At 72.0% G+C, this 17,426-nt stretch carries 17 protein-coding genes and 1 pseudogene; 13 read left to right on the top strand and 5 right to left on the bottom strand.

Translation table 11 applies throughout. The features are described 5' to 3' along the window. Positions 1 to 90 (bottom strand): HAD hydrolase-like protein (locus ACWEJX_RS35110; protein ID WP_451611469.1); only part of this gene is annotated, 90 nt, incomplete at its 3' end. A 2-nt stretch (positions 91 to 92) separates the two neighbouring features. Next, positions 93 to 1,088, bottom strand: a pseudogene (locus ACWEJX_RS35105) (LacI family DNA-binding transcriptional regulator); the annotation flags it as partial. Between the two features lie 135 nt (positions 1,089 to 1,223). On the opposite strand from ACWEJX_RS35105, the gene ACWEJX_RS35100 reads away from it, so the two are divergent. The 12 genes from ACWEJX_RS35100 (at position 1,224) to ACWEJX_RS35045 (ending at position 14,200) form a co-directional block, all read left to right on the top strand. Next, positions 1,224 to 2,507, top strand: a complete 1,284-nt coding sequence (locus tag ACWEJX_RS35100) for an MFS transporter (protein WP_451611466.1) — start codon at positions 1,224 to 1,226, stop codon at positions 2,505 to 2,507. Positions 2,508 to 2,570: 63 nt separating this feature from the next. Next, positions 2,571 to 3,932: a Pup--protein ligase gene (gene pafA / locus ACWEJX_RS35095; RefSeq protein ID WP_451611465.1), complete on the top strand. Its 1,362-nt coding sequence runs from the start codon at positions 2,571 to 2,573 to the stop codon at positions 3,930 to 3,932. Positions 3,933 to 4,074: 142 nt separating this feature from the next. After that, positions 4,075 to 5,013, top strand: a complete 939-nt coding sequence (locus tag ACWEJX_RS35090) for an FKBP-type peptidyl-prolyl cis-trans isomerase (protein ID WP_451611464.1) — start codon at positions 4,075 to 4,077, stop codon at positions 5,011 to 5,013. Between the two features lie 61 nt (positions 5,014 to 5,074). Beyond that, on the top strand, positions 5,075 to 5,449 hold the full coding sequence (locus tag ACWEJX_RS35085; protein ID WP_451611463.1) for an FKBP-type peptidyl-prolyl cis-trans isomerase: 375 nt from the start codon (positions 5,075 to 5,077) through the stop codon (positions 5,447 to 5,449). A 207-nt stretch (positions 5,450 to 5,656) separates the two neighbouring features. Beyond that, positions 5,657 to 6,613 (top strand): helix-turn-helix transcriptional regulator, encoded by a 957-nt coding sequence (locus tag ACWEJX_RS35080; RefSeq protein WP_451611462.1) that lies wholly within the window; start codon positions 5,657 to 5,659, stop codon positions 6,611 to 6,613. 16 nt (positions 6,614 to 6,629) lie between these two features. After that, positions 6,630 to 7,580 carry a helix-turn-helix transcriptional regulator gene (locus tag ACWEJX_RS35075; RefSeq protein WP_403797075.1) on the top strand — a complete coding sequence of 317 codons (951 nt, stop codon included), beginning with the start codon at positions 6,630 to 6,632 and terminating at the stop codon, positions 7,578 to 7,580. A gap of 148 nt (positions 7,581 to 7,728) precedes the next feature. Further along, complete coding sequence (locus tag ACWEJX_RS35070) at positions 7,729 to 7,974, top strand: CpXC domain-containing protein (protein WP_403797072.1); 246 nt, start codon at positions 7,729 to 7,731, stop codon at positions 7,972 to 7,974. A 47-nt stretch (positions 7,975 to 8,021) separates the two neighbouring features. Continuing rightward, positions 8,022 to 8,219 carry a hypothetical protein gene (locus tag ACWEJX_RS35065; protein WP_451611461.1) on the top strand — a complete coding sequence of 66 codons (198 nt, stop codon included), beginning with the start codon at positions 8,022 to 8,024 and terminating at the stop codon, positions 8,217 to 8,219. Between the two features lie 177 nt (positions 8,220 to 8,396). After that, a complete protein-coding gene (gene tatA / locus ACWEJX_RS35060) occupies positions 8,397 to 8,678 on the top strand; it encodes a Sec-independent protein translocase subunit TatA (protein ID WP_451611460.1) in 282 nt (93 codons plus the stop codon). Between the two features lie 104 nt (positions 8,679 to 8,782). Continuing rightward, positions 8,783 to 9,685: a twin-arginine translocase subunit TatC gene (gene tatC / locus ACWEJX_RS35055; RefSeq protein WP_451611468.1), complete on the top strand. Its 903-nt coding sequence runs from the start codon at positions 8,783 to 8,785 to the stop codon at positions 9,683 to 9,685. A gap of 164 nt (positions 9,686 to 9,849) precedes the next feature. Beyond that, a complete protein-coding gene (locus ACWEJX_RS35050; protein WP_451611459.1) occupies positions 9,850 to 12,678 on the top strand; it encodes a DEAD/DEAH box helicase in 2,829 nt (942 codons plus the stop codon). Between the two features lie 121 nt (positions 12,679 to 12,799). Next, positions 12,800 to 14,200: a cytochrome P450 gene (locus ACWEJX_RS35045; RefSeq protein WP_451611458.1), complete on the top strand. Its 1,401-nt coding sequence runs from the start codon at positions 12,800 to 12,802 to the stop codon at positions 14,198 to 14,200. Positions 14,201 to 14,230: 30 nt separating this feature from the next. Here ACWEJX_RS35045 and ACWEJX_RS35040 read toward each other — a convergent pair whose 3' ends face one another. Genes ACWEJX_RS35040 through ACWEJX_RS35030 form a run of 3 tightly spaced genes read right to left on the bottom strand, consistent with a single transcriptional unit; the run spans position 14,231 to position 16,488 of the window. Continuing rightward, positions 14,231 to 15,151 carry an ADP-ribosylglycohydrolase family protein gene (locus ACWEJX_RS35040; protein ID WP_451611457.1) on the bottom strand — a complete coding sequence of 307 codons (921 nt, stop codon included), beginning with the start codon at positions 15,149 to 15,151 and terminating at the stop codon, positions 14,231 to 14,233. 9 nt (positions 15,152 to 15,160) lie between these two features. Next, positions 15,161 to 15,607 carry an ABA4-like family protein gene (locus ACWEJX_RS35035; protein ID WP_451611456.1) on the bottom strand — a complete coding sequence of 149 codons (447 nt, stop codon included), beginning with the start codon at positions 15,605 to 15,607 and terminating at the stop codon, positions 15,161 to 15,163. After that, on the bottom strand, positions 15,604 to 16,488 hold the full coding sequence (locus tag ACWEJX_RS35030; protein WP_451611467.1) for a hypothetical protein: 885 nt from the start codon (positions 16,486 to 16,488) through the stop codon (positions 15,604 to 15,606). The genes ACWEJX_RS35035 and ACWEJX_RS35030 overlap by 4 nt, the downstream gene beginning before the upstream one ends. A 206-nt stretch (positions 16,489 to 16,694) precedes the next feature. Between ACWEJX_RS35030 and ACWEJX_RS35025 the strand changes: the two genes are divergently transcribed. Continuing rightward, positions 16,695 to 17,366, top strand: a complete 672-nt coding sequence (locus tag ACWEJX_RS35025; protein ID WP_451611455.1) for a MerR family transcriptional regulator — start codon at positions 16,695 to 16,697, stop codon at positions 17,364 to 17,366. Positions 17,367 to 17,426: the final 60 nt, after the last annotated feature.

Below are 17,426 nucleotides of genomic sequence, written 5' to 3'. Positions count from 1 at the left end.
GCTGTGCGAGCCCCCGGTGTAGAGCACCGCTTTCGCGCCCACGTGCGCCGCGGCAAGCGCGTCGTCGGCCGCGTCCCCGATGACGACCACGCGCTGCCCCGTACGACCAGGTTGACGGGCAGGTCTCCGGCCTCCGGATCGCGGCCGTCGAGGACGGCGAGCAGGGCTGCCATGCCGCGCTCGCCGACGCGTTCGGCGGGGAGGCCGACGGTGGTGAGTTCGGGTTCGAGGGCGGTGGCGAGGGCCAGGTCGTCGAAGCCGGTGACGGAGAGGTCCTCGGGTACGCGCAGGCCGAGCCGGCGGGCGGCCTTGCAGGCGCCGGCGGCGAGGATGTCGTCGTCGCAGACGACGGCGGTGGGCCGGGGCCCGGGGCCGGTGAGGGCGCGCTCGGTGGCTTCGCGGGCGCCCTGGACGTCGAGGGGGGCCCGTACGGTCGTGACGGTGGCTCCGTGCAGGGTTTCGGCGAGGGCGGCGGCGCGGACGTCGAAGGTCCAGGACGGCACGGCCGAGGCGAGGTGCAGGAAGCGCCGGTGGCCGAGGGCGAGCAGATGGCCGGTGACCTGGCGCATGCCGTCGGCGATGTCGAGGTTGACGTGGGCGGCGGCGCCGCTGCCGGCGGGGTCGCTGTCGAGCATGACGAGGGGCAGGTCGGTGCCGCCGAAGGCCTGGAGGGCGTCGGTGGCCATGGAGGAGGCGATGACGCCGTCCAGGGCGGCCCGGGCGGAGGCGAAGGGGTCCTTGGCGGGGCCGATGCCGGCGGGGGAGGGGTAGAGGACCACGCCGAAGCCGTGCCGGGCGGCGACTGTGGCGGCGCCGGTGTAGACGCGGGCGAAGAACTCGTTGGTGAGCGCCGGGACGACCAGGAGTGCGGTGCGGGTGCGGCCGAGGCGCAGGTTGCGGGCGGCGAGGTTGGGGCGGTAGCCGAGCTGTGCGGCGGCTTCGCGGACGGCGCCGGCGGTGCGCTCGGAGACCCGGCCGCGCCATTTGTCGCCGAGGACGAGGGAGACGGTCGCCTGGGAGACCCCGGCCGCCGCGGCGACGTCCCGGCTGGTGGGGCGGCTCGCGCCGATCGGTTCCGGGCTGGACACGCGTACCTCCGCGGCGGCTTTCTGCAGGACCGTTTCATGCGCCCGGGGGTGGACCCGTGCGCTGCGGTCATGGTACGTATGACGGGTAACGTTATACGTAAAACCTCGGGCGGAGACCCCGGGAGGGGAGACGACATGGCCACCGAGGCCAAGGCCGGGGCGAGCGGCGGCTATCTCGACATCCTGCGCGCGCCGCATGCGGCGCGCCTGCTCGTCGGCACTCTCGTCGGCCGGCTCCCGAACGGCACCGGTCCCATCGCCATCACCGTCTTCACGCGCGCCGAGGGAGGCAGCTACAGCCTCGCGGGCGGCCTCATCGCCGTGTACGGCCTCGCGACCGCCGTCGGGCAGCCGCTGCTCGGCCGCGCCGTCGACCTCAAGGGCCAGCCCAGGGTCCAGCTGCCCGCCGCGGTCATATCCGCCTTCGGCATGGCCGCGCTGGCCGTCACCGGCATCGGCAACCTGTTCCTGGCCTACGCCGCCATGCTGGTGGCCGGGCTCTTCACGCCGCCCCTGGAGGGCGGGCTGCGGGCCCTGTGGCCGAGCGTCCTCGGCCGCGAGGACCGGGTCCACCGCGCGTACGCCATGGACGCCGTGGCCCAGGAGGTCATGTTCACCGTCGGGCCGCTGCTGCTGACCCTGCTCGTGGCGCTCTGGTCGCCCGCCGCCGCGCTCGTCGTCATCAACCTGCTCGGCGTCGTCGGCGCGCTGTCCGTGGTGCTGTCCAAGCCGTCCCGCGCCTGGCGCTCGGCGCCCCGCGAGGCCCACTGGCTCGGCGCGCTGCGCTCGCCCGGGCTGCTCGCCCTGCTGGGCTCGTTCTTCTTCGTCGGGCTCGCCCTGGGCTCCATCACCGTCGCCGCCGTGGCCTATGCGGACGACCGGGGCAACCAGGCCGTCTACGGCTGGCTGATGGCCGCGCTCGGTCTCGGCGCCCTGATCGGCGGCACGGTCTACGGGGCCCGGCAGTGGGCCGGTGCGCCCGAACGGCGGCTGCGGGTGCTCGTCCTGCTGCTCGCGCTCGGCTATCTGCCGCTGCTCCTCGTGCCCGGCCCGGTGGCCATGACCGCCCTCACCGCCCTGGCCGGTGTCTTCCTGGCGCCCGCGCTGGCGTGCGCCTTCATCGTGGTCGACCGGCACGCCCCCAGCGGCACGGTCACCGAGGCGTTCTCCTGGCTCGTGACCACCTTCGGCGTCGGCGCCGCCCTCGGCTCGGCCGTCTCAGGCCCGGCCGTCGAACTCGCGGGGACCCCCGCCGGTTTCGCCGTGGCCGGGATCGGCGGCTTCGTCGCCTTCCTCGTCCTCCTTGCCACCGGCCGGGTCCTCACGGCCGTCCCGGGGCCGCGACACGCCGTCAGCGGGGGTGCCGGGAGCGAGGGCGCGCGGGCCGGGCAGGCCGAAAAGAACGCGCACGCGCGGTAAATCGATCGGAACGGGGTCGTCGAACCCGGTTTCAGAAGAGGCCGTCAGGCGTAATGTTCTGACATGGACCGCCGCATTTTCGGGCTGGAGAACGAGTACGGCGTCACGTGCACGTTCAGGGGACAGCGCCGACTGTCTCCTGACGAAGTGGCGCGGTACCTCTTCCGCCGTGTCGTGTCATGGGGCCGCAGCAGCAATGTCTTCCTGCGGAACGGCGCCCGCCTGTACCTTGACGTGGGTTCGCATCCGGAATACGCAACTCCCGAATGCGACAACGTGGTCGAACTGGTCACGCACGACAAGGCCGGCGAGCGCATTCTCGAAGGACTCCTCGTCGACGCGGAACGCCGCCTGCACGAGGAGGGAATCGCGGGCGACGTCTATCTCTTCAAGAACAACACCGACTCCGCCGGAAACTCCTACGGCTGCCACGAGAACTATCTCGTCGCCCGCCACGGCGAGTTCTCCCGGCTCGCGGACATCCTCATTCCGTTCCTCGTCACCCGTCAGCTCATCTGCGGCGCCGGAAAGGTGCTGCAGACCCCGCGCGGTGCCGTCTACTGCGTCTCCCAGCGCGCCGAGCACATCTGGGAGGGCGTCAGCTCCGCCACCACCCGGTCGCGCCCCATCATCAACACCCGCGACGAGCCGCACGCGGACGCCGAGCGCTACCGCCGGCTCCACGTCATCGTCGGCGACTCCAACATGTCCGAGACGACCATGCTGCTCAAGGTCGGCGCCACCGACCTGGTGCTGCGCATGATCGAGGCGGGCACGGTGATGCGCGACCTGACCCTGGAGAACCCGATCCGGGCCATCCGCGAGGTCAGCCACGACATCACCGGCCAGCGCAAGGTCCGGCTGGCCAGCGGCCGCGAGGCCTCCGCTCTCGAGGTCCAGAGGGAGTACTTCGAGAAGGCGTCCGACTTCGTCGACCGCCGCGGCATCCGCAGCGGCACCGTCGCCCAGGTCCTGGAACTGTGGGGCCGCACCCTCGACGCCATCGAGGAGGAGCAGCTCGACCGCATCGAGACCGAGATCGACTGGGTCATGAAGTACAAGCTCATCGAGCGGTACCGGGCCAAGCACAACATGACCATGTCGCACCCGCGGGTCGCCCAGATAGACCTCGCGTACCACGACATCCACCGCCGCCGCGGGCTGTACTACCTGCTCCAGAAGAACGGGCAGGCGGCGCGGGTGTGCAACGACGTGAAGATCTTCGAGGGCAAGTCCGTGCCCCCGCAGACCACCCGGGCCCGGCTCCGCGGCGACTTCATCCGCCGCGCCCAGGAGCAGCGCCGGGACTTCACCGTCGACTGGGTCCACCTGAAGCTCAACGACCAGGCGCAGCGCACGGTGTTGTGCAAGGACCCGTTCCGGTCGGTCGACGACCGGGTGGAAAAGCTGATCGCCGGAATGTAGGACGCGTACGGCGATCCGTACCGTCGTTCGTACGGCTGCACTCCTCGGCCCCGCACGTTCCGCGTGCGGGGCCGACGGCATCACGGAGCGGTCCCCTAGAGTGTCCGGACAACTACTGTGCCGTCTGAGATCTGAGGAACCAGTGCGCCGACTTGCCGGCCTGCTCGTCGTCCCGCTGCTGCTGTTGACCACAGCGGCCTGCGGTGGCGACGACAAGGGCTCCGATTCCGGTTCGATGAAGAACGGGCTTCCCGCCATCACCGCGGGGGAGAAGTTCGGGGAGAAGCCGACCCTGGCCAAGGGTGTGGGCGACCCGCCCAAGGCCCTCAAGGTCAACGTCATCAGCGAGGGCACGGGCGCGGTGACGAAGAAGGGCGACGCGCTCCAGGTGAACTACCTGGGCCAGGAGTGGGACGAGACCACCCCCTTCGACAACAGCTTCGACCGGAAGCAGCCCTTCGAGCTGACGCTCGGCGGCGGCCAGGTCATCAAGGGCTGGGACCAGGGCCTGGAGGGCCAGAAGGTCGGCAGCCGCGTCGAGATCGGCATTCCGCCGGAGCTCGGTTACGGCGCGCAGCCGCCGGAGGGCATCAAGCCCAATTCCACCCTGGTGTTCGTGGTCGACATCCTGAAGGCCGTCACGATCCCGAAGTCCGCCGAGGGCACCGTCGTCGCCCAGGACGACAAGGACCTGCCGAAGGTCGGCACCAACACCGACGGCAAGCAGCCCTCGCTGACGGTTCCCAAGGTGAACCCGCCCACCAAGCTGGTCTCCAACTACATCCTGGAGTCCAAGGGCGAGGTCGTGAAGGACACCGACACGGTCGTCGTGAACTACGTCGCCGCCCTGTGGAAGGACGGCAAGGTCTTCGACTCGACCTACACCATGGGCAAGCCCCAGAACTTCCCGCTGGGGCAGCTGACCCTGAAGGGTCTCAAGGACGGCATCGCCGGCAAGAAGGTCGGCAGCCGCATCCTCATCGTGGCGCCGCCGTCCGAGGCGTTCGGCGACCAGGAGAAGCAGGGCATCCCGAAGAACTCCACGCTGGTGTTCTCCGTCGACATCCTGGCGAAGATGTAAGACTGTCCCGGTCGCGCGGGCCATCGTCCGCACGGTTCATCAGTATGAGGAGCACACTGCAGTGAGCATCGAGAAGCCCGAGGTCGACTTCCCGGGCGGCGAGCCGCCGGCCGATCTGGAGATCAAGGACATCTGGGAGGGCGACGGCCCCGTCGCCGAGGCCGGCAAGGACGTGCTGGTCCACTACGTAGGTGTGTCCTTCAGCTCCGGCGAGGAGTTCGACGCGTCCTGGAACCGCGGCAACCCGCTGCCGTTCCGCCTCGGTGTCGGCCAGGTCATCCCGGGCTGGGACCAGGGCGTGCAGGGCATGAAGGTCGGCGGCCGCCGCCAGCTGGTCATCCCGCCGCACCTGGCCTACGGCGAGCGTGGCGCCGGCTCCGCGATCGGCCCGAACGAGACGCTGATCTTCGTCTGCGACCTCGTCGCCGTCGGCTAGGACCGGCCGGCACCGACCTGACGGATTCACGTCGGCACCGAGGACCCCCGCCCCCAGGGTGGGGGTCCTCGGGCGTTTGTCCCGGCTTTTGTCCGGACCGCGTGGAGCGGTACGGTCGGACGTCTCAAGAAGTTTCGAGAAGTCGAGAAGTCGATCCGAGTAGTCGATCCGAGAAGCCGAGACGGCAGAAGAGGGTGCGGGGCGTCGATGGCGATTGCCAAGGCCGAGCGGCTGATGAATCTTGCGCTGTGCCTGCTCGGAACCCGCCGGCCGCTGAGCAAGAGAGAGCTCCGCGGTTCCATCGAGGCGTACATGGAGGCGACGGGCGAGGACGCCTTCAACCGGATGTTCGAGCGCGACAAGGACGATCTGCGCGAGCTCGGTCTGGTCATCGAGACCGTCGAGAACCTGGACGGCGAGACCGGCTACCTGGCCCGCCGCGACTCCAACCGGCTGCCGCCCATCACCCTCGACGCCGAGGAGGCCGCGGCCCTGGGCCTCGCCGCCAAGGTCTGGCAGCAGGCCCGTCTGGCCGGGGCCGCCAGCGGCGCCCTGCAGAAGCTGCGCGCGGCGGGGATGCCGGAGGCGGAGGACTCGTACGACGACCGGCACAGCGCCCTCGAACCGCGCATCCCGGTCCACGAGGCCGCCTTCGAGCCGCTGATGCTGGCCTGCCGGGACCGCCGCCCGGTCGTCTTCGACTACCGCAAGGCCAACGCCGCGCGCCCCGAGACCCGGCAGGTGGAGCCGTGGGTCCTGGAGTGCTGGCGCGGCCACTGGTACCTGGCGGGCTGGGACCGGGACCGGGGCGCCGAGCGGGTCTTCCGGCTGTCCCGTATCACCGGCCGGGTGCGCTCCCGGGCGGGCGCCTTCACCGCTCCCGTGCCGGACGTCGTCACCGTCCGCGAGACCGTCGAGAGCTGGGCGGGGGAGACCGCCACCCGCTCGGCCCGGATCCGGCTGCGGGCCGGCTGCGGCTATCCGCTGCGCGCCCGCGCCCAGTCCGTGACCGAGGGCGCCGACGGCTGGGACGAGCTGGAGATCCCGTACGGGCACGGGCTGGACGCCTGGCTGGTGGAGTTCGGCCCGGACGTGGTCGTCCTGGAGCCCGCCGACCTGCGGGCCGACGTGGTGGACCGGCTGCGCGCCGTGGCCAAGGGCTGAGGGAAGAGGAACGACCGTGGCCGTCAACGCCATCGACCAGACGAGGCGCATGCTCTCCCTCGTCACCTATCTCCGCGAGCGTCCCGGCGCGCACGTCGCCGACGTCGCGCGTGCCTTCGGGATCACCGAGGACGAGCTGATCTCGGACCTGGACGTGCTGCCGATGTGCGGCACCAGCTTCCGCGGCGGCGACCTGCTCGACATCGACACCGACGGCGACCGCATCTGGTGGCACAATCCGGACGACGTCGCGGAGCCGCTGCGGCTCGCCGCCGACGAGGCGACCGCGCTGCTCGTCGCGGCGCGCGCGGTGGCGACGCTGCCGGGGCTGCGCGAGGGCGACCGCGAGGCGCTGCTGCGCGCCACCGCCAAGCTGGAGGCGGCGGCCGGCGAGGCGGCCGGCGCCAGCTCGCGGCTCTCGGTGACCTTCGAGTCCGAGGGCGGGGTCTTCGCCGAGGTCGACCGGGCGATCTCGGAGCGCCGCCGGCTGTGGCTGCGCTACTACTCGCCCGCGCGGGACGAGCTCACCGAGCGCGAGGTGGACCCGATCCGGCTGTTCGCCGTCGGCCACACCTATATGGAGGCGTGGTGCCGGCTCTCCGAGGCGCGGCGCACCTTCCGGCTCGACCGGGTCGCCGAGATCCGGATCCTTGACGCGCCGGCCGCGCCGCCGGAGATCGAGCTGAGGGACCTGTCGGAGGGGCTGGTGCAGCCGTCCGCCGAGGACCCGGAGGTCGTGGTGGAGGTCGGCCCCGGCGGCCGCTGGGTCGCCGAGTACTACCCGCACGACGTGGCCGAGGAGCTGCCCGACGGCGGTCTGCGGATCACCCTGCGCACCCCGGCGCCGGCCTCGCTGCGGCGGCTCGCGCTGCGGCTCGGCAGCGACGGGCGGATCGTGGGCCCGGCCGAGCTCGCGGACAGCGCGCGGGAGGCGGCGACGGCGGCGCTCGCCGCGTACGGGGGCTGACCGGCTGCCGACGGCAGGAGGAACGGCAGGGGGAACGGCAGGGGGAACAGGGGAACGGCAGGGGGAACGTGACGTTCCGGTGGCTCCGGACGCTGTTCCCAGTGAGACGCACCGGTGGCAGTGGGGAGAGTTGAGGGATATGTCCGTGATGTCCGGTCTTGTGGCGCCGATCGCCCCGGTTCTCTTCAAGGCCGCCTGCCCCGACTGCCGCGCCCGCTTCGAACTCTCCGCGGGCGCGCTGCGGCTCGCCATCGGCGCCAGTCGCCGCACCACCTTCTACTCCTTCACCTGCCCCGAGTGCGGCAGCGCCGTCCGCAAGCCCGCCGGTGAGCGGATCGTCGAGCTCCTCACCGGCGGCGGCGTGAACACCCTGCGCCTGCACACCACCGGCTGAGGGACCGCCCGGCGGCCGCCCACCCGCGCAACCCTTAGGCTCGACCCATGTTCTGGCCCATGCTCGCCATCGCCCTCGGCTTCCTCGGCATCGCCGTCCTCGGTGTCCTCGGCATCAAGGTCTTCCTGGAGGCCCAGCGGCTCGGCCGTCAAGTGGCCCGCACCACAGAGCGCATCCACCAGGCCGCCGAGGAGCTGGAGCGCGCCGCCGGCGACCTGGCGCGAACGGGCCGGACGCTGCCCTGACTTCGCTCATCCTGCGGCGGGCGAGCGGCGCGGGGGGACGAAATCGCTCGTATGCACGCCCATTGCCGCCCGTTTACTCCTGCGGGTTACGATCGCATGCAGCGCGGTGGACGGACGCCTGTCCGGCCGTCCGGGCACGTACGTTCCATGTCGCCTCGGTGAAGAAGGTAAACAGCTATGGGTAGGCTCGGCCCCACCGAGATCATTCTGATCCTCGTCGTCGTCATCCTGCTGTTCGGCGCGAAGAAGCTGCCGGAGATGGCCCGTTCGCTGGGCAAGTCCGCCCGCATCCTCAAGAGCGAGGCCAAGGCGATGAAGTCGGAGGACCAGCAGAGCGCCCCCGCCGACGCGCAGACCGCTGCTCAGGACCAGGCCGCGCCCCGCACCATCCAGGCCGCTCCCGGCGACGTGACCAGCTCGCGTCCCGTGACCGAGCCCACCGACACCACCAAGCGCTGAGCCGGCCCGCCGCAGCCGCCGCACAGCGCGGCGGCTGCCGCACGAGATGAGGACGTGGGTTGCTCAAGTCTGCCCGCAAGCAGGAGAAGGACCCCGAGGGCCGCATGCCCCTCGTGGAACACCTGCGTGAACTTCGCAACCGCCTCGCGAAGGGCCTCCTGGCCGTCGCCGCGGTCACCATCGTGGCCCTCGTGTACAGCGAGGAGATCATGACCTTCCTGACCCGGTCGGTGCCCAAGTGCCCGCCGGGCGTCACCAGCGACGGCGGAAACTGCGCGATCGTCTCCTTCAACACGCTCATGGCGCCGTTCAGCACCACGATCCAGGTCTCCCTCACCACGGGCCTCGTCGTGGCGAGCCCCGTCTGGCTGTACCAGCTCTGGGCCTTCGTCGCGCCCGGACTGCACAAGCACGAGAAGAGGTACACGTACCTCTTCACCGGCGCCGCGGTCCCGCTCTTCGCGGCCGGCGCCTACATCGCGTACCTCATCCTGCCCGTCAGTGTGAAGGTGCTCATCAGCCTCACGCCCGACGGCTCCGCCAACATCCTCTCGCTCGGTGACGTCCTCGACTTCACCCTGCGGATGGTGCTGGTCTTCGGCCTCGCCTTCGAGCTGCCGCTCGTGCTCGTGATGCTGAACCTCACCGGCGTGCTCAGCGGCCGCCGCATGGCCCGCTGGTGGCGCGGCGTGATCATGGGCGTCTTCATCTTCGGCGCCGTGATCACCCCGACCACGGACCCGGTCGGCATGCTCGCCCTGGCCGGCCCGATCAGCATCCTCTACTTCGGTGCCGTCGGTATCGCGCTGCTCAACGACAAGCGGCGCGCGCGCAGGAACCCCGACGCCGCACTCGACGACGACGAGGCGTCCGAGCTGGACCTCACGCCCGAGCCCATCGGCCCGACCGAGACCGTGCCCGCCGCCCGGGCGCTGCCCGGCCAGGCGACCGGTGAGCAGGACGCCGCGGGGTCGCAGCGGCTGAACGGCTACGACGACATCACCTGACCGCGGCACCCCGGTCGCCCGGCCGTCATCACCGGATCATCACCACGTGATCGCGAACAGTCCCCCCGGATTTCCCTCCGGGGGGACCGCCGTATCCCCGGAATCCAAGCCGCTCGATAAAGATCGCGTCACTGTCAGAGGTGGCGGGTAGGCTCGACAACAAGATGACAGAGGACCTCACACCAGCCGAAGCGTACGCAGCCGCCCGCGCCCGCAACCGCGAGCAGGCCACCGCGCTGGCCCCCTTCCGCGAGATGTACGACTTCGGCCTGGACCCCTTCCAGATCGAGGCGTGCCAGGCCCTCGAAGCGGGCAAGGGCGTGCTCGTCGCCGCTCCCACGGGCTCGGGCAAGACCATCGTCGGCGAGTTCGCCGTCCACCTCGCCCTGCTCCAGGGCCGCAAGTGCTTCTACACCACGCCCATCAAGGCGCTCTCCAACCAGAAGTACGCCGACCTCGTCAAGCGGTACGGCCACGACAAGGTCGGTCTGCTCACCGGTGACAACAGCGTCAACGGCGACGCCCCGGTCATCGTCATGACCACCGAGGTCCTCCGCAACATGCTGTACGCGGGCTCCCAGGCGCTCTCCGGCCTCGGCTACGTGGTCATGGACGAGGTCCACTACCTCTCGGACCGCTTCCGCGGCGCCGTCTGGGAGGAAGTGATCATCCACCTCCCCGAGTCCGTGACCCTGGTGTCGCTCTCCGCGACCGTGTCCAACGCCGAGGAGTTCGGCGACTGGCTGGACACCGTGCGCGGCGACACCGAGGTCATCGTCTCCGAGAGCCGCCCCGTGCCGCTGTGGCAGCACGTCCTGGCCGGCCGCCGGATGTACGACCTCTTCGAGGAGGAGACCGACCACGGCGGCCGCGGCGCCTCCCGCCGCGAGGTCAACCCCGACCTGCTGCGCCTCGCCCGCACCGAGAACTCGCGCACGTACAACCCGCGCGACCGGCGCCGCGGCAAGATGATCCGCGAGGCCGACCGCGAGCGCGAGCGGCGCCAGCGGTCCCGGATCTGGACGCCGGGGCGCCCCGAGGTCATCGAGCGGCTCGACGCCGAGGGACTCCTCCCCGCGATCACCTTCATCTTCAGCCGGGCCGGCTGCGAGTCCGCCGTGCAGCAGTGCCTCTACGCGGGCCTGCGGCTCAACGACGACGACGCGCGCCGCCGGGTCCGCGAGATCGTCGAGGAGCGCACCGCCGCCATCCCCGACGAGGACCTGCACGTCCTCGGCTACTACGAGTGGCTGGAGGGCCTGGAGCGCGGCATCGCCGCCCACCACGCCGGCATGCTCCCGACCTTCAAGGAGGTCGTCGAGGAGCTCTTCGTCCGCGGCCTCGTCAAGGCGGTCTTCGCCACCGAGACCCTGGCGCTCGGCATCAACATGCCGGCCCGGTCCGTGGTCCTGGAGAAGCTCGTCAAGTGGAACGGAGAGCAGCACGCCGACATCACTCCCGGCGAGTACACCCAGCTCACCGGCCGTGCGGGCCGCCGCGGCATCGACGTCGAGGGCCACGCCGTGGTGCTGTGGCAGCGCGCCATGGACCCCGCGCACCTCGCCGGGCTCGCCGGCACCCGCACCTACCCGCTGCGCTCCAGCTTCAAGCCCTCGTACAACATGGCGGTCAACCTGGTCGACCAGTTCGGCCGGCACCGCTCGCGCGAGCTCCTGGAGACCTCCTTCGCCCAGTTCCAGGCCGACCGCTCGGTCGTCGGGATCTCCCGGCAGGTGCAGCGCAACGAGGAGGGCCTGGCGGGCTACCGGGAGGGCATGACCTGCCACCTCGGCGACTTCGAGGAGTACGCGCGGCTCCGCCGCGAGCTCAAGGACCGCGAGACGGAGATCGCCCGGCAGGGCGCCGCCCAGCGGCGCGCGCAGGCCGCGGCCTCGCTGGAGCGGCTCAAGCCCGGCGACGTCATCCACGTGCCGACCGGCAAGTTCGCCGGTCTCGCCCTCGTCCTCGACCCGGGCGTCCCGGCCGGGCGGACCAACGGGCACCGCGGCTTCGACCACTACGACGGGCCGCGCCCGCTCGTGCTCACCGCCGAGCGGCAGGTCAAGCGGCTCGCCTCGATCGACTTCCCGGTGCCGGTGGAGCCGCTCGAGCGGATGCGGATCCCGCGCTCCTTCAACCCGAAGTCCCCGCAGTCCCGCCGCGACCTCGCCTCCGCGCTGCGCAGCAAGGCCGGGCACATCAACCCGGAGCGGCACCGCAAGCAGCGTTCGGCCGCCGCCGACGACCGCGAGATCGCCCGGCTGCGCACCGAGATCCGTGCCCATCCCTGCCACGGCTGTGACGAGCGTGAGGACCACGCCCGCTGGGCCGAGCGCTACCACCGGCTGCAGCGGGACACCAAGCAGCTGGAGCGGCGCATCGAGGGCCGGACGAACACCATCGCCCGCACCTTCGACCGGATCGTCGCGCTCCTCACCGAGCTCGACTACCTGCGCGACGACGACGTCACCGACAACGGCAAGCGGCTCGCCAGGCTCTACGGCGAGCTCGACCTGCTGGCGAGCGAGTGCCTTCGCGAGGGCGTCTGGGAGGGGCTCAACCCGGCCGAGCTGGCCGCCTGTGTCTCCGCGCTCGTCTACGAGGCCCGGCAGTCCGACGACGCCGTGGCGCCGAAGCTGCCGACCGGCAGGTCCAAGGCGGCGCTCGGCGAGATGGTGCGGATCTGGGGCCGGCTCGACGCGCTGGAGGAGGAGTTCAGGCTCCACCAGGCCGAGGGCGTCGGACAGCGCGAGCCCGACCTGGGCTTCGCCTGGGCCGCCTACCAGTGGGCCTCCGACAAGGGGCTCGACGAGGTGCTGCGCGAGGCCGAGATGCCGGCCGGCGACTTCGTCCGCTGGTGCAAGCAGGTCATCGACGTGCTCGGACAGATCGCGGCGGCCGCCCCGAGGGAGAACAGCACCGTCGCGAAGAACGCGCGCAAGGCGGTGGACGCGCTGCTGAGGGGTGTGGTGGCGTACAGCTCGGTGGGCTGACGACGAGTCGCCGGAAGGGGCTTTTCCACAGGGGCTTTTCCACAGGTCTGGCGGAGTGTCAGTTCCTTCCGCTTCCATGGTCTTGAGACAGGCCAGGCAAGTCCTGCGGAAGGAAGAGAACGTGACCACGCAAGCCGGTCCGTCCGCCGTCGGTGCGGCACAGCCGAAGGCGGACGGACGGAAGACCGTACCGGGGCCGCGCGGTGTCCCGGTGCTCGGGAACGTGCCGGAGTTCGGCAAGGACCCGCTCGCCTTCTTCGAACGGCTGCGTGAGCGGGGGGACTTCGTCCGCTGGCGGTTCGGACCCGGCCCCGCGCTGTTCATCGCCCATCCCGAGACCATCGGGGAACTCCTGACCGAGGTCGAGCGGACCTTCGACCAGCCCGACCTCGGCATCGCCGTCCGTATGCTCCTCGGCGACGGGGTCGTGGTCGCCAAGGGCGCGGACTGGCGGCGCAAGCGCTCCCTGGTGCAGCCCTCGGTGCGGCCCCGGCAGGTGAAGGCGTACGCGGCGACCATGGCCGAATGCGCGGTCGACGCGGCCGGGCGGTGGGCCGACGGGCAGCGCGTCGACGTCAAGCGGGAGATGACCGCACTCACCCAACTCATCGCCGTCCGCACCATCTTCGGCGCCGACACGGCGGCCGACGCCGAGTCCATCGGCCGCGCCATGGACGTGGCGCAGCAGGAGATCGGCGCCGAGTTCAGCGGCATCGGCGCGATCCTGCCGGACTGGGTGCCCACGCCCGGGCGGGCCCGCATCAGGCGGGCCGTCGCCGTCATCGACGCCGAGGTGGCCCGGGTCGTCGCCCGCCACCGGGACGGCGACAGCGACCGCCCCGACCTGCTCAGCCGGCTCCTCGCCGCGCGGGACGAGACCGGCGCGCACCTCTCCGACCGGGAGATCCGCGACGAGACCGTCACGCTCTACATCGGCGGCCACGAGACCACCAGCTCGACCCTCGTCTGGGCCTGGTACCTGCTCTCGCGCTACCCGCGCGTCGCCGAGGCGCTCGGCGGCGAGCTCGACCGGGTGCTCGGCGACCGCGACCCCGGCTTCGACGACTACGCCGAACTCGCCTACACCCAGGCCGTGGTGAAGGAGACCCTCCGCCTCTACCCCGCGATCTGGCTCCTCACCGGCACGGCCAAGGAGGGCGCCACCCTCGGCGGTGCCCCCGTCCGCCCCGGCACCCGCGTCTGGTCTAGCCAGTGGGCCACCCACCGCGACCCGCGCTGGTACCGCGACCCGCTGGAGTTCCGCCCCGAGCGCTGGCTGTCGCCGAAGGACGGCGGGACGGAGGGCGAGAACGAGGAGATACCGGAGTACGCCTGGTACCCCTTCGGCGGTGGCCCCCGCGTCTGCCTCGGCACCCGCTTCGCCATGGTCGAGGCGGTTCTGATCCTGGCCGTCGTCGCCCGCCGCTTCCGTCTGGACCTCGACGCGGACGAGATACGTCCGGTGCCGGGGCTGACGCTCCAGCCGGACCGGGAGGTCCTCGCGACCGTGCGGGCGCGCTAGGGGGCGAGACACCGCCCTAGGCGGGGCCGGTCAGACCAGGCGCCGTGCGAGGTCGGCCAGGTCCGCGGCGCGGAGCACCCGGTCGCCGAAGCCCGGCAGCGGCACGTGCAGGGGTTCGGTCCAGCGGGCGGGGACGGCGTCCGGGCCGTGGACCGCGCCGGCGAGCATGCCGGTGACGGCGGCGACGGTGTCGGTGTCACCGCCCAGGTCGATCGCGGCGGCGACAGCGGTCTCGTACGAGTCGGTGGTGCGCAGCGCCCAGAGGGCGGAGCCGAGGCAGGGCCAGACGGCGCCGTTGAACTCGGTGGCGTCCTCGGGGCGCCAGTCGGGGGCCAGGACGGCGGCCCAGCGGTCCCGGTGGGCGTCGGCGACCTCGGCGAGGGCGGCGGGCACGGTCGCGAGCGGGTCCTCGCCGAGGAGGGCGACGCGGACCAGCTCGTGGAGCACCGCGGTGCCTTCCCAGGCGGCGGGGTCCCCGTGGGTGAGGGCGGCGATCCGCCGGCCCGCCTCCATGGTGGCGGCGCGGCCGGCGGCGGCGAAGTGCACGGCGGGGGTGGCGGCCCGCATCAGCGACCCGTTGCCCGCGCCGCGCCCGTTGACCTGGAAGTGCAGGTCGGCGGCGGTGTCCCAGGGGTCGCCGCCGAGGAGCACCGCCTCGGTCTGCAGCCCGATGTCCTTGGGTTCGGCCTGCGCCCAGCGGCGGAAGCGGCCGAAGAGGTCCCGCAGGTCGAGCCCGCCCCGTTCGAGGAGCGAGTCCGCGACGAGCACGGCCATCTGTGTGTCGTCCGTGGCCTCGCCCGGATCCCAGCCGCCGCCCCCGCACATCTCGCCGGCGCCGTCTGGAAACCGCTCCCGGAACGCCCCCGGGAGCCCGAACTCGAAGGGTGCCCCGAGCGCGTCGCCGACGGCGGAGCCCAGGACGGCTCCGACGGCCCGGTCCTCGTATCGCATGAGGGGAGGCTACAGCCGGGCCGGCTGGGCGGTGCGGGCCCGGCGCACGGCGCGGAGGGGTAGGAAGAGGAGGAGGGCGACGGGGGACAGGAGGATGGTCAGGACGAGGAGGGGGCCGGTGAGGAAGGGGGAGAGGGCGAGGCGGCGGGACTCGCGGTAGATCCACTGGCCGAGGAGCAGGTCCCAGGCGATGACCTGGGCCCACAGGGCGGCCGCGCCGTTCGGGAGGGCGGTGAGGGTCTGGAAGACGGGCAGGTCGGGGCGGGTGACCGCGGTCCAGAGCTCGGGGAGGACCGGGGCGGCGAGGAGGAGGTAGACGGCGAGGACCGGCAGGACGGTGAGCGGGGAGGCGGCGACGCGGTCGGTGACGCGACGGCCGGGGGCCAGGATCATCAGGAGCCAGAACGGCGCCGCGAGGAGGAAGGTCAGGTCGAAGAGGAGGGCGGGGTCGGTCATGCGACGAGCTCCAGGCTGCGCGGGGTGCGCAGCGCCAGGGCCGCGCACGTGAGGGTGAGGGCGGCGATGACGGCGGCCGCGGTGAGGGTGGTGGCGTCGGGGGAGAGGAGCGGCTGGCCGCGCAGGGCCTGCCAGGTGACGAGGGCGAAGGTCGCGGCGTACGAGCCGGCGGCGACCAGGACCAGGCGCAGCCGGACGCGGTCGTCGGCGAGGCGGGCGTAGCGCGGGGCGAGTGCGGCGAGCACGAGCAGGACCAGCGGGACGAGTTGCAGCGCGTGCATGCCGAAGAAGTGGGCGATGCGCAGGTCGCCGCCGGTGGTGGACCAGCCGGTCAGCGGCAGGCCGGGGCCGCCGTCGGGCACGCCGACGCTGTGTGCGCCGAGGACCGGCGGATGGGGCTGGGCGAGCTGTTCGGGCCTGGGCCGCACCATCAGGAAGCCGACGGCGGCGCCCGCCAGGGCGATGAGCGAGGAGAGTCGCACGGCCCAGGCGGTGGCGCGGTCCAGGATGCGGGCGCGCAGCAGCAGGACGGCGATGAGGAGAGCGGCCAGCCACAGCACGACGACGGTGAGGCCCATGACCTGGAAGACGGCCGTGTCGAAGGGCGTCGCGTTGTTGAAGTGGCTGCGCTTGCCGCGGATGACCTGGCCGGTGATCAGCACCATCTCGACGACGCTGGCGACGGTGAGCACGGTCCCGGCCCACCAGCCGACCCGCCTGGCCCGGGCGCCGGGCAGCAGGGAGAGCATCCAGGCGAGCGAGAGCCCGTACGCGATGAACGAGAGCGAGAACTTCAGCGGCTTGGCCCAGATCGGGGCGCCGACCAGGACGCGGTCGTCGAGGACGAGTCCGGCCGCGGAGACGAGCGCGAGGCCGGCCATGGAGGCGACGAACCAGACCAGGGGCCGGTGGAGCGTGCGGAGTCGTGGTGCCGAGAGCTGCGGTGCCGAGGACATGGATCCCCCCGTGGGATGCGAATGCGTCTGCGGAATGGATAGTGGCACTTCCCGCTATCCGATAGCGTCACTATCTATGATGGAGGGGTCGGTCGGCAAGACCGGAGTCCGACCGGAAAGGTGAACACGCGGTGCGCATCGGAGAGTTGAGTCGTAGGACCGGGGTGTCCGTGCCCACGATCAAGTACTACGTACGGGAAGGGCTGCTGCCCGCCGGGCAGTTGACCAGCCCCAACCAGGCCTCGTACGGGGAGACGCACGTCCGGCGGCTCCGTCTGATCCGCGCCCTGCTCGATGTCGGCGGACTCTCCGTGGCGGGCGTCCGTGCCGTCGTCGCCGCCGTCGACGACGAGGAGCAACCGCTGCACAAGATCATGGGCGAGGCGGCGGAACGGCTCGGGCCGCGCTACGACAGCGCGGGGGACAAGGACGCGCCGGGCGACGAGCCCGCCGAGGAACCGCCGCCGTCCCTGGTCGCCGCCCGGGCGAAGGTCGCCGAGCTGATCGCCCGCCGCGGCTGGCACACCGACCCCGGGGCCCCGCAGTCCGAGGCCCTCGCGTTCGCCCTCGCCGCCCTGGAGGACGTCGGCCACGGCGGCTTCGCCGAACTCGTCGACGCCTACGCCGACGCCGCCGAGCGCGTGGCGCACGCGGACCTCGACTGGGTCGCCCACAACGTCGTCCGGGAGGAGCTCGTCGAGAGCGTGGTCATCGGTACGGTCATGGGCGACGCGGTGTTCTCCGCGATCCGGCGGATGGCCCATGTCGACGCCTCGGACCGGCTCTTCGGCACCGAGCGCTGACCGGGGAAGGGCCGCGGAAAGCCCCAGGGGGCGGAGGCGCCCCGCCGCCCCCCCCAGGGG

The organism is Streptomyces sp. NPDC004788, assembly GCF_053601115.1.
The sequence above is the reverse complement of the archived record's forward strand: the minus strand, read 5'-3'. Positions and strand labels throughout refer to the sequence as shown.